General features: G+C 67.8%; 18 protein-coding genes. 8 read left to right on the top strand and 10 right to left on the bottom strand.

The window, feature by feature from the left end; translation table 11 throughout:
* The 7 genes from EPO55_RS14040 to trxA form a co-directional block, all read left to right on the top strand.
* On the top strand, positions 1-685 hold a 685-nt coding region (locus tag EPO55_RS14040; protein ID WP_296337517.1), incomplete at its 5' end, for an adenosylhomocysteinase.
* 56 nt (positions 686-741) lie between these two features.
* A complete protein-coding gene (gene tsaE, locus EPO55_RS14035) occupies positions 742-1170 on the top strand; it encodes a tRNA (adenosine(37)-N6)-threonylcarbamoyltransferase complex ATPase subunit type 1 TsaE (RefSeq protein ID WP_296337516.1) in 429 nt (142 codons plus the stop codon).
* Positions 1157-2161, top strand: a complete 1005-nt coding sequence (locus EPO55_RS14030; protein ID WP_296337514.1) for a phosphotransferase — start codon at positions 1157-1159, stop codon at positions 2159-2161. The genes tsaE and EPO55_RS14030 overlap by 14 nt, the downstream gene beginning before the upstream one ends.
* Before the next feature lie 13 nt (positions 2162-2174).
* Positions 2175-2867 (top strand): nucleotidyltransferase family protein, encoded by a 693-nt coding sequence (locus EPO55_RS14025; RefSeq protein WP_296337513.1) that lies wholly within the window; start codon positions 2175-2177, stop codon positions 2865-2867.
* Entirely contained in the window at positions 2864-5803 is a 2940-nt protein-coding gene (gene addB / locus EPO55_RS14020) for a double-strand break repair protein AddB (RefSeq protein WP_296337512.1), read from the top strand. Before EPO55_RS14025 ends, addB begins: the two co-directional genes overlap by 4 nt.
* Positions 5800-9327, top strand: coding sequence for a double-strand break repair helicase AddA (gene addA / locus EPO55_RS14015; RefSeq protein WP_296337511.1), 3528 nt, complete (start codon positions 5800-5802; stop codon positions 9325-9327). The genes addB and addA overlap by 4 nt, the downstream gene beginning before the upstream one ends.
* Before the next feature lie 85 nt (positions 9328-9412).
* A complete protein-coding gene (gene trxA, locus EPO55_RS14010) occupies positions 9413-9730 on the top strand; it encodes a thioredoxin (protein WP_296337510.1) in 318 nt (105 codons plus the stop codon).
* 22 nt (positions 9731-9752) lie between these two features.
* Here trxA and EPO55_RS14005 read toward each other — a convergent pair whose 3' ends face one another.
* The 3 genes from EPO55_RS14005 to EPO55_RS13995 are packed head-to-tail and all read right to left on the bottom strand — an operon-like array spanning position 9753 to position 13132.
* Positions 9753-11045: a folylpolyglutamate synthase/dihydrofolate synthase family protein gene (locus EPO55_RS14005; protein ID WP_296337508.1), complete on the bottom strand. Its 1293-nt coding sequence runs from the start codon at positions 11043-11045 to the stop codon at positions 9753-9755.
* Between the two features lie 7 nt (positions 11046-11052).
* Positions 11053-11943 (bottom strand): acetyl-CoA carboxylase, carboxyltransferase subunit beta, encoded by an 891-nt coding sequence (accD, locus tag EPO55_RS14000; protein WP_296337507.1) that lies wholly within the window; start codon positions 11941-11943, stop codon positions 11053-11055.
* Between the two features lie 52 nt (positions 11944-11995).
* Entirely contained in the window at positions 11996-13132 is a 1137-nt protein-coding gene (locus EPO55_RS13995; RefSeq protein ID WP_296337505.1) for a D-alanyl-D-alanine carboxypeptidase family protein, read from the bottom strand.
* Positions 13133-13281: 149 nt separating this feature from the next.
* On the opposite strand from EPO55_RS13995, the gene EPO55_RS13990 reads away from it, so the two are divergent.
* Complete coding sequence (locus tag EPO55_RS13990) at positions 13282-13953, top strand: MBL fold metallo-hydrolase (RefSeq protein WP_296337504.1); 672 nt, start codon at positions 13282-13284, stop codon at positions 13951-13953.
* On the opposite strand, the gene trpA is transcribed toward EPO55_RS13990, so the two are convergent.
* The 7 genes from trpA to EPO55_RS13955 form a co-directional block, all read right to left on the bottom strand.
* Positions 13950-14786: a tryptophan synthase subunit alpha gene (gene trpA, locus EPO55_RS13985; protein WP_296337518.1), complete on the bottom strand. Its 837-nt coding sequence runs from the start codon at positions 14784-14786 to the stop codon at positions 13950-13952. The two genes, EPO55_RS13990 and trpA, sit on opposite strands and share 4 nt — an antisense overlap.
* On the bottom strand, positions 14780-16000 hold the full coding sequence (gene trpB / locus EPO55_RS13980) for a tryptophan synthase subunit beta (protein ID WP_296337503.1): 1221 nt from the start codon (positions 15998-16000) through the stop codon (positions 14780-14782). Before trpB ends, trpA begins: the two co-directional genes overlap by 7 nt.
* A gap of 58 nt (positions 16001-16058) precedes the next feature.
* Positions 16059-16619, bottom strand: coding sequence for a RidA family protein (locus EPO55_RS13975; RefSeq protein ID WP_363719095.1), 561 nt, complete (start codon positions 16617-16619; stop codon positions 16059-16061).
* Positions 16620-16641: 22 nt separating this feature from the next.
* Positions 16642-17277 carry a phosphoribosylanthranilate isomerase gene (locus EPO55_RS13970; protein WP_296337502.1) on the bottom strand — a complete coding sequence of 212 codons (636 nt, stop codon included), beginning with the start codon at positions 17275-17277 and terminating at the stop codon, positions 16642-16644.
* Positions 17274-18026 carry an orotidine-5'-phosphate decarboxylase gene (pyrF, locus tag EPO55_RS13965; protein WP_296337501.1) on the bottom strand — a complete coding sequence of 251 codons (753 nt, stop codon included), beginning with the start codon at positions 18024-18026 and terminating at the stop codon, positions 17274-17276. Before pyrF ends, EPO55_RS13970 begins: the two co-directional genes overlap by 4 nt.
* Before the next feature lie 38 nt (positions 18027-18064).
* Complete coding sequence (glpK, locus tag EPO55_RS13960; RefSeq protein WP_296337500.1) at positions 18065-19549, bottom strand: glycerol kinase GlpK; 1485 nt, start codon at positions 19547-19549, stop codon at positions 18065-18067.
* Positions 19550-19563: 14 nt separating this feature from the next.
* The coding region (locus EPO55_RS13955; protein WP_296337499.1) for a polyprenyl synthetase family protein at positions 19564-20421 on the bottom strand (858 nt) is incomplete at its 5' end.

Below are 20421 nucleotides of genomic sequence, written 5' to 3'. Positions count from 1 at the left end.
CCGCCGCGGCACCGACGTGATGATGTCGGGCAAGGTGGCGATGGTCGCGGGCTTCGGCGACGTCGGCAAGGGCTCGGCCGCCTCGCTGCGCCAGGCCGGCTGCCGCGTCATGGTCTCCGAAGTCGATCCGATCTGCGCTCTGCAGGCGGCGATGGAGGGCTACGAGGTCGTGACCATGGAAGACGCCGCACCGCGCGCCGACATCTTCGTCACCGCCACCGGCAACGTCGACGTGCTGACGCTCGACCACATGAAGGCGATGAAGCACCGCGCCATCATCTGCAACATCGGCCACTTCGACTCCGAGATCCAGATTTCGAATCTCCGGAACTTCAAGTGGCACAACGTGAAGCCGCAGGTCGACGAGGTCGAGTTCCCCGACGGCAAGCGCATCATCGTGCTGTCGGAAGGCCGCCTGGTGAACCTCGGCAACGCCACCGGCCACCCGAGCTTCGTGATGTCGGCCTCGTTCTCGAACCAGACGCTGGCGCAGATCGAGCTCTGGACCAACCCCGGCAAGTACGAGAAGCAGGTCTACACGCTGCCCAAGTTCCTCGACGAGAAGGTCGCGGCGCTCCACCTCGAGAAGGTCGGCGCCAAGCTGACCAAGCTCCGGCCCGACCAGGCCAAGTACATCGGCGTGCCCGAGGCCGGCCCGTTCAAGGGCGACCTCTACCGCTACTAACCGCCCACAGCCGCGACCATGCTAAAAGTCGGCATCGAAAGATGCCGACTTTTTCTTTGTCCCTTCCAGACGAGGCCGCCACCGAGCGGCTGGGCGCGGCGCTCGCCGAACGCCTGCGGCCGCGCGATGTCGTGGCGCTGGTGGGCGGTCTCGGCGCCGGCAAAACCACGCTTGCCCGCGCCATCCTGCGGGCGGCCTCGGGCGAACCGGCGCTGATCGTGCCGAGCCCGACCTTCACCCTGGTCGAGGTGTACGACACGCCGAGGGGCGCCTTCTGGCACTTCGACCTCTACCGGATGGAAGAGCCCGAGCAGGTCTTCGAACTGGGCTGGGAAGAGGCGCGCACCGACGGCATCGCCCTGGTCGAATGGGCGGAACGGCTGGGCCCTCTGCTGCCGCACGAACGACTTACGGTGACGCTCTCCATCGAAGGTGAGGGACGGCGCGCCACCCTGGAGGGAGAAGCCCGTCTTGGCGAAATCTGAACGCGATCTGCGGCGCGCCGAATTCGTGCGCGGCGCCGGCTGGGGCGATGCGGGCGAGCGCCTGCTGGCCGGCGACGCCTCGTTCCGGAAATACTTCAGGCTGAACCGGCCACGCGGATCCGCGGTCGTCATGGACGCGCCACCGCCGCAGGAGGACGTGCGGCCCTTCGTGCGCATCGGCCGGCACTTGATCGCGCTTGGCCTCAGCGCCCCCCAGATCCTGGCCGAAGACCCAGAGCACGGCTTCCTGCTGCTGGAGGACCTGGGCGACGACACCTATGCCCGCGTGCTGGCGGCAGGCGGCGACGAGGGCGAGCTCTATGCCCGTGCCACTGACGTGCTGGTGCAACTCTACCAAGCCGGCGACCGGGCCGTCCTGCCGGGGCTCGGCGCCTATGCGGGTGACGCGCTGATCGAGGCGGCGATGCTGCTGCCGGAATGGTACCTGCCGGCTGCGACCGGTAGGCCGACGCCACCGGAAGAGACCACCCGCTACATCGCCGCCTGGCAGGAATGCCTCGCCGCGCTGCCCCCGGCGCCCGATGCCCTGCTGCTGCGCGACTATCACAAGGACAACCTGCTGTGGCTGCCGGCGCGCCCTGGCGTAAAGGCCTGCGGCCTCCTCGACTTCCAGGACGCCCAGCGCGGCCATCCCTCCTACGATCTGGTGTCGCTGATCGAGGACGCGCGCCGCGACGTGCCGCCCGCCGTGCATGCCGCCTGCCTGAAACGCTACATGGATGAAACGGCGCTCGCCGATCCGTCGGGCTTCCGCACCGGCTTCGCCCTGATGGCGGCGCAGCGCCATGCCCGCATCATCGGCCTGTTCGTCAGGCTGCTGGAGCGCGACGGCAAACCCGACTACCTGCCGCACCTGCCGCGCGTCTGGCGCATGTTCGAACGCGCCCTGCAGCACGACGCGCTGGCGCCGCTGCGCGCCTGGGTCGACCGCTTGCTGCCGCCGCCGCTGCGGCGCATTGGTGACTCATGAGCTGGGGTGCCCCATGATCCGCACCGCGATGATCCTGGCGGCCGGCCGCGGCGAGCGCATGCGGCCGCTGACCGACCACACGCCCAAGCCGCTGATCCCCGTGGCCGGCCGCTCGATGCTGGAGCGCACGATGGACCGCCTGCAGCGGCACGGCGCGCAGAACATCGTGGTCAACGTGCATCATCTCGGCAGCCAGATCGCCGACCGCCTGCAGGGCCGCGCGCGCATCATCCGCGAGGACCATCTGCTGGAGACCGGCGGCAGCGTCCGCAACGCCCTGCCGCTGCTCGGCAACGGGCCTTTCTTCGTGCTGAACGGCGATGGCCTGTGGCGCGACGGGCCGGAATCGATGCTGGGCCGCCTGCAGGCCATGTGGGATCCCAAACGGATGGATGCGCTGCTGCTGCTGCATCCGCTGGCCACCGCGATCGGCCGCGAGGAGAAAGACCGCGGCGACTACTACTTGGAGCCTGACGGCCATGCCCGCCATCGCGGCAACGCCGAGACGGCGCCGTATCTTTTCGCCAGCATCTCGGTCTGCGACCAACGCCTGTTCAACGGCACCTCGGAAGGGCCGTTCTCACTACTGAAGCTGTGGAACCGGGCCGAGGCGGCCAGCCGACTTTATGGCCTCGTGCATGACGGCGACTGGCTCCATGTCGGCACGCCGGCAGCCCTCGCCGACGCGGAACGCGTGCTGGGATGAAGGGCGTCTTCACCATCGGCATCGACCGCCGCTTCGCCGACGAGCTGGCTGAGGGCGTGCTGGCCGAACATGGTGGCGATCCGCTCGCGCTCGCCGATGTGCTGATCCTGGTGCCGACACGGCGCTCGGTGCGCGCGCTGCGCGAAGCCTTCCTGCGGGCGTCCGACGGCAAGCCCACGATCCTGCCGCGCATGGCGCCGCTCGGCGATGTCGACGACAGCGAATGGGACCTGGCGCCGGGTGACGACAGCGCCCTTGCCCTGCCGCCCACCATCGATCCCACGGAACGCGAGGCGTTGCTGGCGCAATTCGTGGCCGCCTTTAAGGACGACCAGGGCCATCCGATCGCGCAATCCGCCGCGCAAGCGCTCAAGCTCGCGCGCGAACTCGGCCGCCTGCTCGACGAGCTGGCGATCGAGGGCGTGAGTTTCGAGCAGCTCGAAGGGCTGGTCGAAGGCAATTTCGCCACCCATTGGCAGCGCACCCTCGAGTTTCTCGGCATCGTCGGCAAGGCTTGGCCCATCGTGCTGGCGGAGCGTGGGCAGATCGACGCCATCGAGCGGCGCACGCTCGCCATCCGCGGTCAGGCTGCACGCTGGCGCGAGCGTCCGCCGTCGACACCCGTGATCGCGGCCGGCTCGACCGGCTCGCAGCCGGCGACACGAGATCTGCTGATGGCCATCGCCGGCCTGCCCAAGGGGACCATCGTCCTGCCGGGCCTCGATCGCGACATGGATGAGACGAGCTGGGGCGTCCTCGACCCATCGCACCCGCAGTACGGCCTGCGCGAGCTGCTTGGCGCACTGGGGGTCGCTCGCACCGCCGTGCTGGAATGGCCGGGGAGCCCCGGCAACATCGTGCGACGCAAGCTGGTCGCCGAACTGATGCGACCTGCGGAAACCAGCGAGGCCTGGACGCGGCCCGATCCGCTGGCCCTCGAGCACGTCTCGCGCGCCGATTGCGCCACGCATCAGCATGAAGCCCTGGTTATCGCGCTGGCGCTACGCGAGGTGCTGGAGAAGCCGGCCCAGACTGCCGCTCTCGTCACGCCCGACCGCGGGCTAGCGCGCCGTGTCGCGGCCGAGCTGCGCCGCTGGAACGTCGAGATCGACGACTCGGCCGGCGCACCGCTTGCCGACACGCCGCCCGCTACGCTGCTGCGGCTGATCTGCGTAGCCGTCGATGGCGGCTTCGCGCCGGTCGACCTGCTCGCCCTGCTCAAGCATCCGCTTTGCCTGCTCGGCCTGGAGCGGCCTGCGCTGCTCGATGCCGCCCGCCGGCTCGATCGCAAGTGCCTGCGCGGCCTCAAGCCCGACGCCGGCCTCAATGCGATTCAGGCACGCATCGCCAACGCAGAATTCGGCAACGAAGCGGACCGCGAGTCGGTCGCCGACCTTGTGCGCCGCCTCGGCGACAGGGTCGGTGGACTGGCCACGCTGATGGATCAGGGGGCATCGCCGGCTGCCCTGCTCGATGCCGCCGTCGCCGTCGCCGAGATGATCGCGTCGGCCGAAACACTTTGGCGTGGCGATGCCGGAGAAGCGTTGGCCGACGCGCTTGCGCGGCTGCGCGGGGCCTGGGCCGGCCATCCCGCCATTGGCGGCGGCGAGTGGCCGGCATTGCTGGAGACGATGCTGGCGAGCGAGGTCATCCGCCCGCGCTTCGGGCGCCATCCGCGGCTTTCGATCCTGGGCCCGCTCGAAGCGCGCCTGCAACATGCCGACCTGATGGTGTTGGGCGGATTGAACGAAGGCATCTGGCCGCCCGCGGTCGAGACCGGCCCATGGGTCAACCGGCCGATGCGCGCGGCGCTCGGCCTGCCGCAGCCCGAGCGACGGATCGGCCTGTCAGCCCACGATTTCGTCTCCGCCCTTGCCGCCGAACGCGTGCTGATCACGCGGTCCGAGCGCGAGGGCGGGGCCCCCACGGTACCGTCGCGCTGGATGGCACGGCTGGATGCGCTACTCGGCTACGAACCGGGCGGTCCCGCCCCGGTCTACATTCAGCGCGGCCGACACTACGTCGATTGGGCAGAGGCCATCGACCGGCCGGCCGACTACAAGCCCTGGTCGCGGCCGCAGCCGACGCCGCCGCTCGCCGCTCGGCCGACCGAACTATCGGTCACCGGCATCGAGCAATGGCGGCGCGATCCGTATGGCCTCTATGCGCAACGCATCCTGCGCCTCGAGCGCCTCGATCCGCATGAGGCCGAGCTGGGGGCGGCCGATCGCGGCTCGGCCCTGCACAAGACATTGGAGCACTTCCTGCTCGAGCATCCCTCGGGGCTGCTCCCGCCCGACGCCGTGGCGCGCTTCGAGGAGGCGGGCGAGCAGCATCTCGGCGAACTGCTGACCGCGCCGGCCGAACGCGCCTTCTGGTGGCCGCGCTTCCAACGCCTCGCCCGATGGTTCGTCACCACCGAAAATGCGCGGCGCGCAAACGGCACGAAGTTGCTCGCGAGCGAACGCCGGGGCTCCCTCCAGGTCGGTCCACGATCGCGGCCGCTCACCGTCCGCGCGCTGGCCGACCGCATCGACGAAATCGAGAAGGGCGTCCTGGAAATCATCGACTACAAGACGGGCCGGGTGCCGTCCCGCCGCGAGATGGAAGCATTGTTCGCGCCGCAGCTCCTGCTCGAAGCCGCAATTGCCGAGCGCGGCGGCTTCGAGCACATCGAGGAGAAGGCCGAGAAAGTCCACATCTCCTACTGGCGTGCCAACGGCCTCGACGACGGCGGCAGGATCGAGGAAGTGAAAGGCAGCGATGAGTTGATCCCGGCGATGCTGGCACTGGTGGACAAGATGGCGACGCATTTTGCCAACCCGGCGACGCCCTACCAGGCGCTGCCCTGGCCCGAGTTCATCCCGCACTTCAACAATTACGAGCATCTGGAACGCGTCGCCGAGTGGTCGACGGCGGACGGAGGCGAGGAATGAACGACGCGCTCGACTCCCGCCGTCTCGCGACCGTGGCCCAGCGCCAGGCCACGGCACCCGCCTACTCCGCCTGGGTCGAGGCCAATGCCGGCACCGGCAAGACCAAGGTGCTGACCGACCGCGTAACGCGCCTGCTGCTGGACGGCGTGAAGCCGGAGCGCATCCTCTGCCTGACCTTTACCAAGGCCGCGGCCGCCGAAATGCGCAACCGCCTGGCCGGCCAGCTCGGCCGCTGGGCGATGGCCGACGATGCGCAGCTCGACAAGGAAATCGCCGAGCTGATCGACCGCCCGCCGGAAGAAGGCGAGCGGCTGGTCGCGCACCGGCTGTTCGCTCGCGTGCTCGATGCGCCGGGCGGCATCAACATCCTGACCATCCATGCCTTCTGCCAGGCCCTGCTCAAGCGCTTCCCGCTCGAGGCTGGCGTGGCGCCGGGCTTCGACGTCCTCGACGACGGCGAGGCGGCGACGCTGCTGAAGCAAGCCGAGAACGACCAGATGGAGGCCCTGGCGCGCCGCGATGCGCCACTCGCCCTGCGCGATGCGCTGGCGACCGTGGCGAACAAGGTCTCCATCACCGAATACACCGATCTGATGGAAAAGCTGCTGGGCGAGCGCGCTTGGTTACTGACACGCATTGCAGACGAGGCGGGACTTGCCCGCGAACGCATGCGGCTCGCCGGGGAACTCGGGTGCGACCCTGAGGACAGCGCCGGTGCGATTCTGTCCAGCGCCTGCCTCGACACCGCTTTCGATGTCCGGCTGGTCCGTGAGGCCGCAACCGCCCTGTCGCACGGCAGTCCAACCGACGCCACGCGTAGCACCATCATCCTCGAGTGGTTGGACGACGCCGAGGCGCGGCATGGGCGCTTCGACGACTACTGCAAGGCGTTCTTCACGAAGGAAGGCCAAATCCTGGCGCGCCTCGCCACCAAGGCCGCGCAGAAGAAAATGCCGGATGTGGCGGACGTGCTGCGTGGCGAGGCCGAACGTATCCGCGCCGCCCTCGACCGGGCCAACGGAGCCGCGCTGGTCGAGCGCACGATGGCGCTACTGCGGCTCGGCCTCGACATCGTCGAGCGCTATGGCCGCGCCAAGCGCCGACGCGGCGCGCTCGACTACGACGACCTGATCGTGGCGACCCGCCGCCTGCTCGAAAGCGCAGGCAGTGCCGCCTGGGTGCTCTACAAGCTGGACGGCGGCCTCGACCACGTGCTGGTCGACGAGGCGCAGGATACCAACCCGGACCAGTGGGAGGTGATCCGCCGCCTCACCGAGGAATTCTTCGTCACCGGCAGCGGCGACGAGCGCAACCGCACGATCTTCGCCGTCGGCGACACCAAGCAATCGATCTTCAGTTTCCAGCGCGCCGATCCGCGCAAGCTCGCGGAGATGCACGATTGGTTCGCCGGCCGCAGCCGCGAGAGGCACCGCGACAACAGCGCCAAGCGACTGAAGCGCGTCGATCTCAACGTCTCTTTCCGTTCGACCGCGGCGGTCCTCGACGCCGTGGACTGGGTGTTCGCCACCGAGGCTGCCGCCAAGGGCCTCGCCGGCCCCGAGCAGGAGGTCTGGCATCGGCCGAGTAGAGTCGGCCAGCCCGGCCGGGTGGAGCTGTGGCCGATCGTGGCCGCCGAGGCGAGCGGAACCGACACGACCGATCTGCAAGCGAAGCCCGACACGCTCCGCGCGCCGCACGAGCGGCTTGCCCGTCTCATCGCCACCCACATGCACAGCCTGATCGGCGCGGAGCGCCGCGCCAATACCGGCGAATTGCTGAATGCCGGGCACTTCATGGTGCTGGTGCGTCGCCGCAATGCCCTGGTGACGGCGCTGGTGCGCGAGTTGAAGCGCGAAGGCATCGACGTCGCCGGCGTCGATCGCCTCGATCTCGGAAGCGAGCTTGCGATCCAGGATCTGCTGGCGCTGGCGCGCTTCGTACTGCTGCCGCAAGACGACCTGAATCTCGCCTGCCTGCTCAAGTCGCCACTGGTCGGCCTCGATGAGGAAGCGCTGTTCGCCCTGGCTTACGATCGCAAGGGCCATCTATGGCGGACCTTGCGTTCCCGTTCGGACGATCCACGCTTTGGCTTTGCCCACGCCCGCCTCTCGGCCTGGCTTGCCCGCGCCGACTTCACCACGCCCTTCGACTTCTTCGCCGAGGCCCTGGGACCGGAGGGCGGCCGCATGCGCCTGCTGGAGCGGCTGGGTCGCGAAGCCGGCGATCCCATCGACGAGTTGTTGTCGCGCGCGCTGCAGTACCAGCAGACCGAGCCGGGTTCGCTGCAGGGCTTCCTGCGCTGGTTCGAGGCAGGCGGCGCCGAGATCAAGCGCGACCTCGACCAGAACCGGAGACGGGAGGTACGCATCCTGACGGTGCATGCTGCCAAGGGCCTGCAGGCTCCGGTCGTTTACATGCCGGACACGACGCGCGTGCCGGCCGGTCACGAGCGCCTGCTGGTCGCCGACGACGGCGAGGCGCGACTCTGGCTGCCGCGCGCCAATGATGCCAACGAGCGGGCCCGCGCTTGGCGTGATCGTGCCAAAGCCCGGGCACTCGAGGAGCAGAATCGCCTGCTCTACGTCGCGATGACGCGCGCCGAGGACCGCCTCTATGTCGGCGGATGGACCGGCGCGAAGAAGCAGGATGCGGGCTGCTGGTACGAGCGCATCGAAGCAGGCCTGAGATCGAGCGTCGACACCACGCTGCCGGCCTACGGCCCGCAGCGGCTGCGCGCCGTTGGGCGCGACTTCGACTTTGCGAAGGATCTGGTCCGCGATGGCTGGTCGGGCCCTGGCTTCGAACTGGTCGGCCCGGGAGAGATCGCCCTGCCCCGGCAGACAGAACTGGAAATGCCCACGGAAAACAAGCTGCCGGGGTGGTGGGACAAGCCCGCGCCCGGCGAGCCTGATCCGCCGACGCCGCTCGCCCCGTCGCAACCACTGCCCGACGAGGCAGCAGCCCAACCGCGCTCCTATAGTCCGCTCGCGGCTGACGATGCCAAGCGCTGGCAGCGCGGCCTATTGCTGCACGAATTGCTGCGCCATTTGCCTGCCGTTGCACCGGCCGAGCGTCCCGCCGTGGCGCAGCGCTTCCTCGCCCAGCCGGCGCATGGTTTGACAGCCGACGAGGTCGAGCACTGGGCCGACGAGGCACTCGCCGTGACCGAGGCCCCCGCCCATGCCGCGCTGTTCGCCAAGGGCTCACGCGCGGAGGTGCCGCTGATCGGAACCGTGCAGACACCGCGCGGCACCTTCACGGTCAGCGGCCAGGTCGACCGGCTGGCCGTCACCGCGGGCGAAGTGCTGATCGTCGACTACAAGACCAACCGGCCGCCACCGGACTCGGCCGACGGCGTGGCCCTCGCCTACCGTCGCCAGCTCGCGCTCTATCGCAGCCTTCTCCAGGCGATCTATCCCGGCCGCTCGGTGCGAGCTTTCCTGCTGTGGACAGCAGCTCCCAGGCTGATGGAGATCGATGGAAAAATACTAGATAAATCAATGCCTTATGCCGCCACACCTTGACTCGCGGGGTTCCGGTTCCTAGCTTCTTGGCAAGGGCGGCGCCGGTCCATTCGACCGGCCTGTATTGTTTTTGGGAGAACCCACCATGACCATCAAAGCAACCGATGCCTCCTTCGAGCAGGAAGTCCTGAAGTCGGACACGCCCGTCCTGGTCGACTTCTGGGCCGAATGGTGCGGCCCCTGCCGCATGATCGGCCCGTCGCTGGAAGACATCGCCAAGGACATGGACGGCAAGCTCAAGGTGGTGAAGGTCAACATCGACGAGAACCCGATGGTGCCGACGCGCTACGGCGTGCGATCGATCCCGACCCTGCTGCTGTTCAAGAACGGCCAGGTCGCCGCGACCAAGATCGGCGCCGAGCCCAAGCAGAAGCTGGTGAGCTGGATCAACACCGTCGTCTAACCCCAAATCATAGGGGCGACGCTCAGCCGTTGCGGGCCAATACGGCGCCCGCGAGGTAGAGCGAGCCGCAAATGAGAATGCGCATCGGCGCGGGCTGGGTGGCCAACAGGTCCTCCAGCGCCGCGCCGATGTCGTTCACGGGCACGCAATCGAGGCCGACTTCGGCGGCCTTGGCGCAGGCCTGGACCGGCGTATAGGCGGCGTGGCCCTCCGGGAAGGGCACGGCCCGGGCGGCGAGGGCATGGCGGCTGAGCGGCCGCAGGAAGCCTGACGCATCCTTGGTCGTCTGCATGGCAAACACCAGGTAGAGCGGCAGCGGCGCCGGCTCCCTGGCCCAGTCGCTGGCCATGCGCCCCAGCGCCAGGCCGCAATCCTCGTTGTGACCACCGTCAAGCCACAGCTCGCACCCCGGTGGCAGCGCCTCGACCAGCGGTCCCCGGGTGAGTCGCTGCAGCCTGGCTGGCCACTCGACCGATCTCAGCCCGGTGCGGATCGCCTTCTCGTCGATGGCGAACCTCGCCGCACGCAGGCGTTCGATGCAGGCCACAGCGGTGGCGGCATTGTCGAGCTGGTGGGCGCCCGCCAGTGCCGGCGCCGGCAGGTCGAGACTCATCAGATCGCTGTCGTAGCGAAAGCCCGCCGCGGTCGGGGTGACTTGCCACTCGCGGCCCATGCGGAACAGCGGCGCCGCGAGCTTGGCCGCCTCGGCCTCGATTACCGCCGCGCTCACGTTGCGCTGGCGGCCGATCACAGCGGGCACGGCACGCTTGATGATGCCCGCCTTTTCGCCTGCGATACCTTCGAGCTTGTCGCCCAGGAAACCCGTGTGGTCGTAGCCGATCGGTGTGATGGCCGAGAGCGCGGGCTCGATCACGTTGGTGCTGTCGTAGCGGCCACCCATGCCGACTTCGATGATGCCCAGGTCGGCCGGCACGCGCGAGAAAGCGTGGAAGGCCAGCGCTGTTGTGATGTCGAAGAAGGAGATTGGCGTGTCGCCGTTCGCCGCCTCGCATTCGGTCAGCATCTCGTCGAGCTCGCCGTCCTCGATCAGGCGGCCGGCGATCCTGATGCGCTCGTTGAAGTGGACAAGATGCGGCGAGGTGTAGACGTGGACGCGATAGCCTGCCGCCTCGGCCATCGCGCGCAAGTAAGCAACCAGCGAACCCTTGCCGTTGGTGCCGGCGACATGGACCAGGGGCGGCAGCTTCTTCTCCGGCGAGCCCAGCGCCTTCAGCAGGTGTTCGATGCGCTCCAGCCCAAGGGTAATGATCCTCGGGTGGAGGCTCATAAGGCGCTGGACGATGGCGTCGCTCACGGGGAAGTCAGCGAACGGCAACTGCCAAGCCGCGGCCTTCCGAGGCGACGGGGTCCATGAACAGCGAGGTCAGCCGGATCAGCGTCTCGCGCAGCTTGTGCCGGTGCACCACGGCATCGACCATGCCGTGCTCGAGCAGATATTCGGAGCGCTGGAAGCCGGCCGGCAGTTCCTGGCGGATCGTGTCCTGGATCACGCGCGGACCGGCAAAGCCGATGATAGCGTCGGGCTCGGCGATATGGACGTCACCCAGCATCGCAAAGGATGCCGACACGCCGCCCGTGGTCGGGTCGGTCAGGACGACGATGTAGGGCAGCCCCGCCTCCTTCACCTTGCGCACGGCGATGGTGGTGCGGGTGAGCTGCATCAGCGACAGGATGCCTTCCTGCATGCGAGCGCCGCCCGAAGCCGAGAACACGATCAGCGGCGCCTTGCGCGCCACGGCGAGGTCAGCGGCCATCACCAGCCCCTCGCCCACCGCGGTGCCCATCGAGCCGCCCATGAAGCCGAAATCAAGCAGCGCCACGATGGCGATGCGACCGCCCATCGGGCCGCTCGACACCACCAAGGCATCGGTGGTGCCCTGGGCCTTGGCCTGGGCCTCCTTCAGGCGGGCGTCATAGCGCTTGGTGTCGCGAAACTTGAGCGGATCCGCGGTGACGCGCGGCAGGGGGTGCAACTCGTAGCGGCCTTCGTCAAAAAGGTACGGCAGGCGCTTGAGAGGTCGCAGCCGCATGTGGTGACCGCAGTGGTTGCAGACCTCCTGGTTGGCCTCCCAATCGCGCATGAACAGCATCTGTTCGCACTTCGGGCACTTCAGCCAGAGGTTCTCGGGCGCTTCCTTGCGGGCGACCAGCGCGCGCAGCTTGGGCCGGACGAAATTGGTCAGCCAGTTCATGGCGGCGGTATCGCACGAAAGGCGGGACGGGCCAAGATCATGGGAAACAGGCTCAGCGCCAGAAACCGCTGAAAGGCGGCGCAAAATCGGTGGGTTTCTTCACTTCGCAGAACAGTTTCCGCGCCTTGTAGTCGTCACAGAGCTTCTGCGCCGCCCCGGGCTCGAGGTCGGCGATGATGGCGGCCTGACGGGTAGCCTCGCCCGACTTGACCGGCAGGATCCATTCCTTGCCCAGCCGCGAGAAGCCCAGCGTGGCGAGCTGGGCCTGGCCCTTGTCGAAGGTCGTGCGCGCCGTGCGCCAGTCGCCGTAGGTGCCGAGCCAGGCCGCCTCGCCCGGCATGTCGTAACGGATGGTGCCGCACTCGCCATAGGGCAGCACGGTCGCCGGACCGTTGCCGCCGTTGCGAAGCTGCCAGATTTTCGGTCGGTTACCGCCGGTCTTGAGCAGGAAGGCCTCGTCGAGCAGGCGGATGATGAATTCGTCGCGCAGGTCGGCGCGCTTGAAGCCCAGCGCCACAGCAACCAGCCGCCGCCCGTCACGGACCGCGCTGCCCACGATGTTGAACCCGGAGGCGCAGATGAACCCGGTCTTCAGTCCGTCGGCATAGGGCGCGTAGAGATCGAGGAACTTGATGCCCGGCCCGATCTTCTGTTTGCCGAACATGAAATCCTGAGTGCGAAAGTAGCCGTAGTATTGCGGGAACTCCTTGACCAGCGCGACGCCGAGCAGGGCGAGATCGCGCGCCGTCGTGATCTGGCCGGCATCGGGCAGGCCGTTGGCGTTGCGAAACTGGGTGGCGGTCATGCCGAGCCGAGCCGCCGTCTCGGTCATGCGATGGGCGAATGCGGCCTCCGTCCCCGAAATCCGCTCGCCGACTGCGGTGGCGACATCGTTGGCCGAACGCGCCACCAGGGCCTGGAGCGCCTGCTCCACCGTGATCGATCCACCCGGCGCGACGCCGAGCTTCGATGCCGGCTTGGCATTGGCGTTCTGCGAGAACGGCACCGGCGAGGACAGGGTCAGGCGCCCAGCCTTCAGTTCCTCGAAGACGATATAGATCGTCATCATCTTGGTGAGAGAGGCCGGATACCAGAAAGCGCCGGCGTCGCGCTCGAGCAGGGTCTCGCCGGTAGCGGCATCGACCACCACATAGGGGCCGGCCATGACGGGCCCGGACGGGGAGGCCACGGGGGCCATCTGGGCCCGGGCGGAGGCCACACAAGGGCCGAGGAAGCCCAGGATGCAAAACAAAAGACGCAGGTTCATTGCTGCCGGCGCATGAGGGACCTTCAGCATACGCCCTTCCGTTGCCGCGCGGGAGGCATTAGATCGGAAACATGCTCAAGGTCATGATCGCCCCTGTCACGCCGTTCCAGCAAAACTGCTCCCTCGTCTGGTGCACCGACACCATGGAGGGCGCCGCCGTGGATCCGGGCGGCGATTTCGACATGCTGAAACAGGCGATCGCCGAGCAGGGCATCAAGATCACCAAGGTCCTGCTGACCCACGGTCATGTCGACCACGCCTCTGCGGCCGGCACCATGGCCGAGCACTACGGCGTCAAGATCGAGGGCCCGCACGAGGACGACCTGTTCCTGATCGAGGGGCTGCCGGACTCGGGCCGCAAATACAACTTTCCGGTCTACAAGCCGTTCGTCCCCGACCGCTGGCTCACGGGCGGCGAGACGGTGAGCCTGGGCAACCTCTCGTTCGACGTCGTGCATTGTCCCGGCCATACGCCCGGCCACGTCGTGTTCGTGAACCGTCCAGCCAAGGTCGCCTTCGTGGGTGATGTGCTGTTCCGCGGCTCGATCGGCCGCACCGACTTTCCGCGCGGCAATCACGAACAACTCCTGAATTCGATCCGCAAGAGGCTATGGCCGCTGGGGGACGACATCACCTTTGTGCCCGGCCACGGCCAGACCTCGACCTTCGGCTGGGAGCGCAAGACCAACTCCTTCGTGGCCGACCTGCTGTTCGACGACGACGAGGAAGAGGTGAAGGCCTAAGCCTTGCGCACGCCTCGGACGCCGTCGGCCAGCGCCCGGATATAGGCGAAGACGCCGGGCACGAGATCCGGCTTGGGCTTGCCCTGATCGTCGAGACCCGCCTTGACGCGCTCGACGATGGCCGAACCCACGACCGCGGCATCGGCGTGGCGGGCCACGGCGGCGGCCTGGTCGGGCGTGCGGATGCCGAAGCCCACGCCCACCGGCAGCTTGGTATGGCGGCGGATGCGTTCGACATGGGTACGCACCGCCTCCTCGCTCGCCGAGCTCGTGCCGGTGATGCCGAGCACCGAGACGAAATAGACGAAGCCCGAGGAATACTTCAGCACCGCCGGCAGACGCTTGTCGTCGGTGGTGGGCGCGGTCAGCAGCACGGTGTCGAGGCCTGCGGTGACGGCAAAGGGCTTGAGTTCGTCGGCTTCTTCCGGCGGCAGGTCGACCAGGATGAAGCCGTCGACGCCGGCGGCGGCGGCGTCCTTGCAGAATTTCTCTGCGCCGCGCTGGTAGATGAGATTGTAGTAGCCCATCAGCAGGATCGGCGTGTCGTTGTCGCCGGTCTCCTTGCGGAAGCGCTTCACCATGTCGAGGGTCTTGTCGACCGAGATACCGGCCTTGAGCGCGCGCTGGCCGGCGAGCTGGATCGAGGGACCATCGGCCATCGGATCGGTGAAGGGCATGCCGAGCTCGATGAGGTCGGCACCGGCAGCGGGCAGGCCCTTGAGTATCTGATAGCTGATGTCGGTGTCGGGGTCGCCTGCCGTGATATAGGTCACGAGCCCGGCGCGCTTGTCGGCCTTGAGCTGGGCGAAGCGCTTGGCGATGCGGCTCATGATGCGATCTTCATTCCCATGCGCGCCGCCACCTGCGGCACGTCCTTGTCGCCGCGACCGGAGAGGTTCATCACCAGCAGATTGTCCTTGGGCAGCTTAGGCGCGAGCTGCATCACATGCGCCAGCGCATGCGAGGATTCGAGCGCCGGAATAATGCCTTCGAGCTTGCAGAGCAGCTGGAACGCCTCGAGCGCCTCATCGTCGGTTGCTGACACGTATTCGACGCGCCCCATTTCCTTCAGCCACGAATGCTCGGGGCCGATGCCGGGATAGTCGAGACCGGCCGAGATCGAGTGGGCCTCGGTGATCTGGCCTTCCTTGTCCTGCAAGAGATAGGTGCGGTTGCCGTGCAGCACCCCGGGACGACCACCGGTGAGCGACGCGGCATGCTCGCCGCTCTCGATTCCATGTCCCGCCGCCTCGACGCCGACAATGCGCACGCCCTTGTCGTCGAGGAAGGGATGGAACAGGCCCATGGCGTTGGAGCCGCCGCCGATGCAGGCGACCAGCGTATCGGGCAGCCGACCTTCGGCTTTCATCATCTGGACGCGTACCTCGTTGCCGATGACGCATTGGAAGTCGCGCACCATCGCCGGATAGGGGTGCGGGCCGGCCACCGTGCCGATGCAGTAGAAGGTGTTCTCGCAGGTCGCGACCCAGTCGCGCAGCGCCTCGTTCATCGCGTCCTTCAGGGTCGAGGAGCCCGCCGTCACGGGCCGCACCTCGGCGCCCAGCATTTTCATGCGGAACACGTTGGGCGCCTGGCGCTCGACGTCGACCGAACCCATGAAGACGACGCAGGGAATGTCGAAAAGCGCGCAGGCCGTCGCGGTGGCTACGCCATGCTGGCCCGCACCGGTCTCGGCAATGACGCGCGTCTTGCCCATGCGCTTGGCCATCAGGACCTGGCCCAGCACGTTGTTGATCTTGTGGCTCCCGGTGTGGTTCAGCTCGTCGCGCTTGAGATAGACCTTGGCGCCGCCCAGATGCTCGGTCAGGCGCTTGGCGTAGTAGAGCGGGCTCGGCCGGCCGGCATAGTGCTCCAACAGGTAGTCGAGCTCGTCCTGGAACGCCGGGTCGGCCTTGGCGGCGTTATAGGCCTGCTCCAGCTCAAGGATCAGCGGCATCAGCGTTTCGGCGACGTAGCGGCCGCCGAAAATGCCGAAATGCCCGCGCTCGTCGGGGCCGGTGCGGAAGCTGTTGGGTGAATTGGCCATCGTGGTTCCTGTCGGGACGGGCGGGCTTAGCAGTCCCGACAGGGGTCGGTCAAAAGCCCTAGCGCTTCTTTTTCTTGGCCGACTTCTTTTTGGCCTTAGCCTTCGGCGCCACCTTGCGCTTGGCGGCGGGCTTGGCGGCCACAGCACGACGAGCCGGCACATCCTCGATCTCGACGATCACCTCAATCTCGACCGGGATGCCGCGCGGCAGCGAGCCCATGCCGACGGCGGAGCGGGCGTGGCGGCCACGCTCGCCGAACACTTCGACGAAGAGATCGGAACAGCCGTTGATCACTTCCGGCTGGCTGCCGTATTCCGACGTCGCATTGACCATGCCCAGCACCTTGACGATGCGCTTCACGCGGTCGAGGTCGCCCAGTTCTTCCTTGAGGGCGGCGAGGATGCTGAGGCCGGTGTCGCGCGCGAAGCCGTAGCCCTGATCGATCGAGAAGTCGCGGCCGAGCTTGCCCACGGGCAGCGGCTTGCCCGGAAGGCCCGGGCCTTTGCCGGCAAGATAGAGCAGGTTGCCGGTGCGCACGGCGTTCACGTAGCTACCCACCGGCGTCGTGGGCTTGGTGAGCTCGATGCCAAGCTCCTTCAATCGTTGCTCAACCTTCATGCCATCCCCTTCTCAAATCCGCTCAAAGCGCCTTCACCCGGTCGAGGAAGGCACGAATCAGTTCGATCGATTTCACACCTCGGCTCGACTCGACGCCAGAAGAAACATCGACCGTCCGTGCTCCGGTCACGCGCACCGCCTCGGCCACGTTGTCGGGCGTGAGGCCACCGGCCAGGACCCAGGGCAGCGGCACGGTGATGCCGCGCAGGATCGCCCAGTCGAAGACCTTGGCATTGCCGCCGGGCAGGTCGCCACCAGACGGTTCGAACATCAGCCGGTCGGCCACCGGCGCATAGGCCGCGATGCCGCGTTCGGCGTCTTCGCGGGTGGCGACATTGATCACCTTCATCACCAGCTTGCCCGTCCGTGCCTTCAGCTCGGCTACGCGCTCCGGCGTCTCCGCCCCCTGAAGCTGCAACATGTCGATCGCACCGGTGGCCAGTCGCTCGTCGAGCAGCGCGTCGTCCGGATCGACGAACAGGCCTACGCGTCCGACGCTCTTGGGCACGCGTTCGCCCAGGGCGCGCAGCAGGTCGGTCGAGATGTGGCGCGGAGAGCGCGGATAGGTGACGAAGCCGATCCAGCGGGCACCGCCCTGGACCACGGCATCCACGGTCTCAGGTGTCGAGAGGCCGCAAATTTTGGCCTCGACGCTCATAGGTCGTTGACGCCGGCCTCGCGCGCGATGGCTTCAGCCGCCGCGCGCGGGTCGGCCGCCTGATAGATGGGCCGGCCGACGACCAGGTTGGTGGCGCCGAGGTCGACCGCCTGACGCGGCGTCATCGCCCGCTTCTGGTCGTTGGCGGCGCTGCCGACAGGCCGGATGCCGGGCACCATCAGGACGAAATCCGGCCCGCATTGCTTGCGCAACGCCGCGATCTCGAGCGGCGAGCAGATCACGCCGTCGAGGCCGCTTTCGTGCGCGAGGGCCGCCAGCCGCACCACCTGGTCCGACGGATCGGCATTGACGCCTGTCGCCTCGAGATCGGAGCGGTCGAGCGAGGTCAACACGGTGACGCCCAGCAGCTTGGGCCGCGGGACGTTGAACTTGGCGGCCTGGGTGCCTGCCTCCTCCACCGCCGCCTTCATCATCTCGCGCCCGCCGCTTGCGTGAATCGTGATGAAAGTGGGCGCCAGCTCGACCACCGCGCGGATGCCGCCGGCCACGGTGTTGGGAATGTCGTGCAGCTTGAGGTCGAGGAAGAAGCCCACGCCCGTTGCCCGCACCGGCGTCGGGAAGGCGTAGCGCACGCCCGGCGCACCATGCGCCAGGAAGAATTCCAGCCCGAGCTTGATGCCACCGACGGCCGGTTTCGGCCCGCCAGCGATACTCTGGATCAGCTTGGTGGCCTGGGCGAGATCGATGGTGTCGATGCCGCAATAGACAGGGTTCGAACGGGTCCGCATGGCGGGCGCAACCTAGAGGCAGCGCCCTGCTCCAGCAATCAGGAAGTACGCACCCGCCGCACCGCGTCCTGCCAGCCGGCGTACCGGCGGTCACGCGAGGCGGCGCCCTCGGCCGGCTGGAAAGCCCGGTCGAGCGCCCAGGTCTCCGATAGCGCTTCCAGCGAGGGCCACAGCCCGGCCTTCAGGCCGGCCAGGAAAGCGGCGCCCAAGGCCGTGGTTTCCGTCACCCTTGGGCGCTCGACGGGCGTGCCCACGGTATCGGCCAGCCGCTGCATCAAAAGGTCGTTGGCCACCATGCCGCCGTCGACCCGCAGCTCATCGATCTGGGCGCCATCCCCTCTCATTGCATCGATGAGGTCACGGGTCTGGTAGCAGACCGAGTCGAGCGTGGCGGCGGCAATCTCGGCCGGGCCGGAATCGCGCGTGAGGCCCAGCAACGCGCCCCGGGCATCGGGATCCCAGTGCGGCGCGCCCAAGCCGACGAATGCCGGCACCAGGTAGACGCCGTGGCCGTCCCGCGCCTTTGCTGCCAGGGCCTCGACCTCGCTCGACTTTTCGATCAGGCCGAGGCCGTCGCGCAGCCACTGCACAGCGGCGCCCGCGATGAAGATACTGCCCTCCAGCGCATAGGTGCGCCGGCCGTCGAGCTGATAGGCGATGGTGGTGAGCAGGCGGTGACGCGAATGCACAGCCATGCTGCCGGTGTTGAGCAGCGCGAAGCAGCCGGTGCCGTAGGTCGCCTTGATCATGCCGGGCTTGATGCAGGCCTGGCCCACGGTCGCCGCCTGCTGGTCGCCGGCCATGCCGAGGACCGGGACCGGCGCGCCGAGGAAGTCGGCCGTCGTGACGCCGAGCTCGCCCGAGCAATCGACCACGCGGGGCAGCAGCGAGGCCGGCACGCCGAGCAACTTCATCAGCTCGGGATCCCAGGCGCCCTTACGGATATCGAGCAGCAGAGTGCGGCTGGCGTTGGTGGCGTCGCTTGCGTGCACTTTGCCGCCGGTCAGCCGCCACAGCAGGAAGCATTCGATAGTCCCCGCAGCGAGCGCACCCTTGTCGGCTGCGGCGCGGGCACCGGCGACATGCTTCAATATCCACTCGATCTTGGTGCCCGAAAAATAAGGATCGAGCAGCAGGCCGGTCTTATCCGTAAAGTTCTTCTCGTGGCCCGCCTTCTTGAGTTCGACGCAGCGCTCGGCGGTGCGGCGATCCTGCCAGACGATGGCATTGTGGATCGGTTTGCCAGTGGCGCGGTCCCAGACGACCGTCGTCTCGCGCTGGTTGGTGATGCCGATGCCGGCGAGATCGGCGGGCTTCAGCTTCGCCTTGGCCAACGCGCCGCGGCAGACCTCCACCGTCGCCGCCCAGATCTCCTCAGCGTCGTGCTCGACCCAACCGGATTTTGGAAAGATCTGTGGCAGTTCCTTCTGCGCCGTCGCCACCGGCTGCCCCGTCGCATCGAAGACGATGGCACGGGTGCTGGTGGTGCCCTGGTCGATGGCGAGAACGTGCTTGCCGGCCATCGCGTTCGAAGGGATCAGTGGGCCCGGTCGATGGCGAAGTCGACGGCTTCGAGCAGCGCAGCCTTGAGCGGCGTGTCGGGGAACAGGCCAAGCGCATCACGCGCCATGGCGCCGTAGTGGCGAGCGCGCTCCAGCGTGTCGGCCACCGAATGATGGCGCTCCATGAGCGCCTGGGCGTGTTCGAGGTCGCCGTCACGCTGGTCCAGCCTCTCGATGGTCCGCTTCCAGAATTCACGGTCGACCGCGCCGCCCCGCAGGAAGGCCAGGATGACCGGGAGCGTGATCTTGCCCTCGCGGAAGTCGTCGCCCACGGTCTTGCCAAGGTCGGCCTGACGGCCGACGTAATCCAGCGCATCGTCGACGAGCTGGAAGGCAATACCGAGGTTCATGCCGAAGCTTTCCAGCGCCACGCGCTCCGGTCCGTTGCGGCTGGCGATCATGGCGCCGACCTCGGCGGCTGCCGCGAACAGCTTGGCGGTCTTGGCCTTGATCACTTCGAGGTAGGTCGCCTCGGGCGTGCTGGTGTCGCGCTGGCTGACGAGCTGCAGCACCTCGCCTTCGGCAATGGTCGAGGAGGCACGCGACAGCACGCCCAGAATGTCGAGTGAGCCGACATCGACCATCAACTCGAAGGAGCGCGTAAACAGGAAATCGCCCACCAGCACCGAGGCCTTGTCGCCCCACACTGAATTGGCCGACGGCTTGCCGCGCCGCAGCGCGCTGACGTCGACGACATCATCGTGCAGGAGGGTAGCCGAATGGATGAACTCGACGCAGGTCGCGAGCTTTATATGGCGGTCGTCGTCGCTTTCGTAGCCGCACAGCCTGGCCGACGCGACCGTGAGCAACGGCCGCATGCGCTTGCCGCCGGC

The organism is Reyranella sp. (assembly GCF_004296935.1).
GTDB lineage: Bacteria > Pseudomonadota > Alphaproteobacteria > Reyranellales > Reyranellaceae > Reyranella.
The sequence above is the reverse complement of the archived record's forward strand: the minus strand, read 5'-3'. Positions and strand labels throughout refer to the sequence as shown.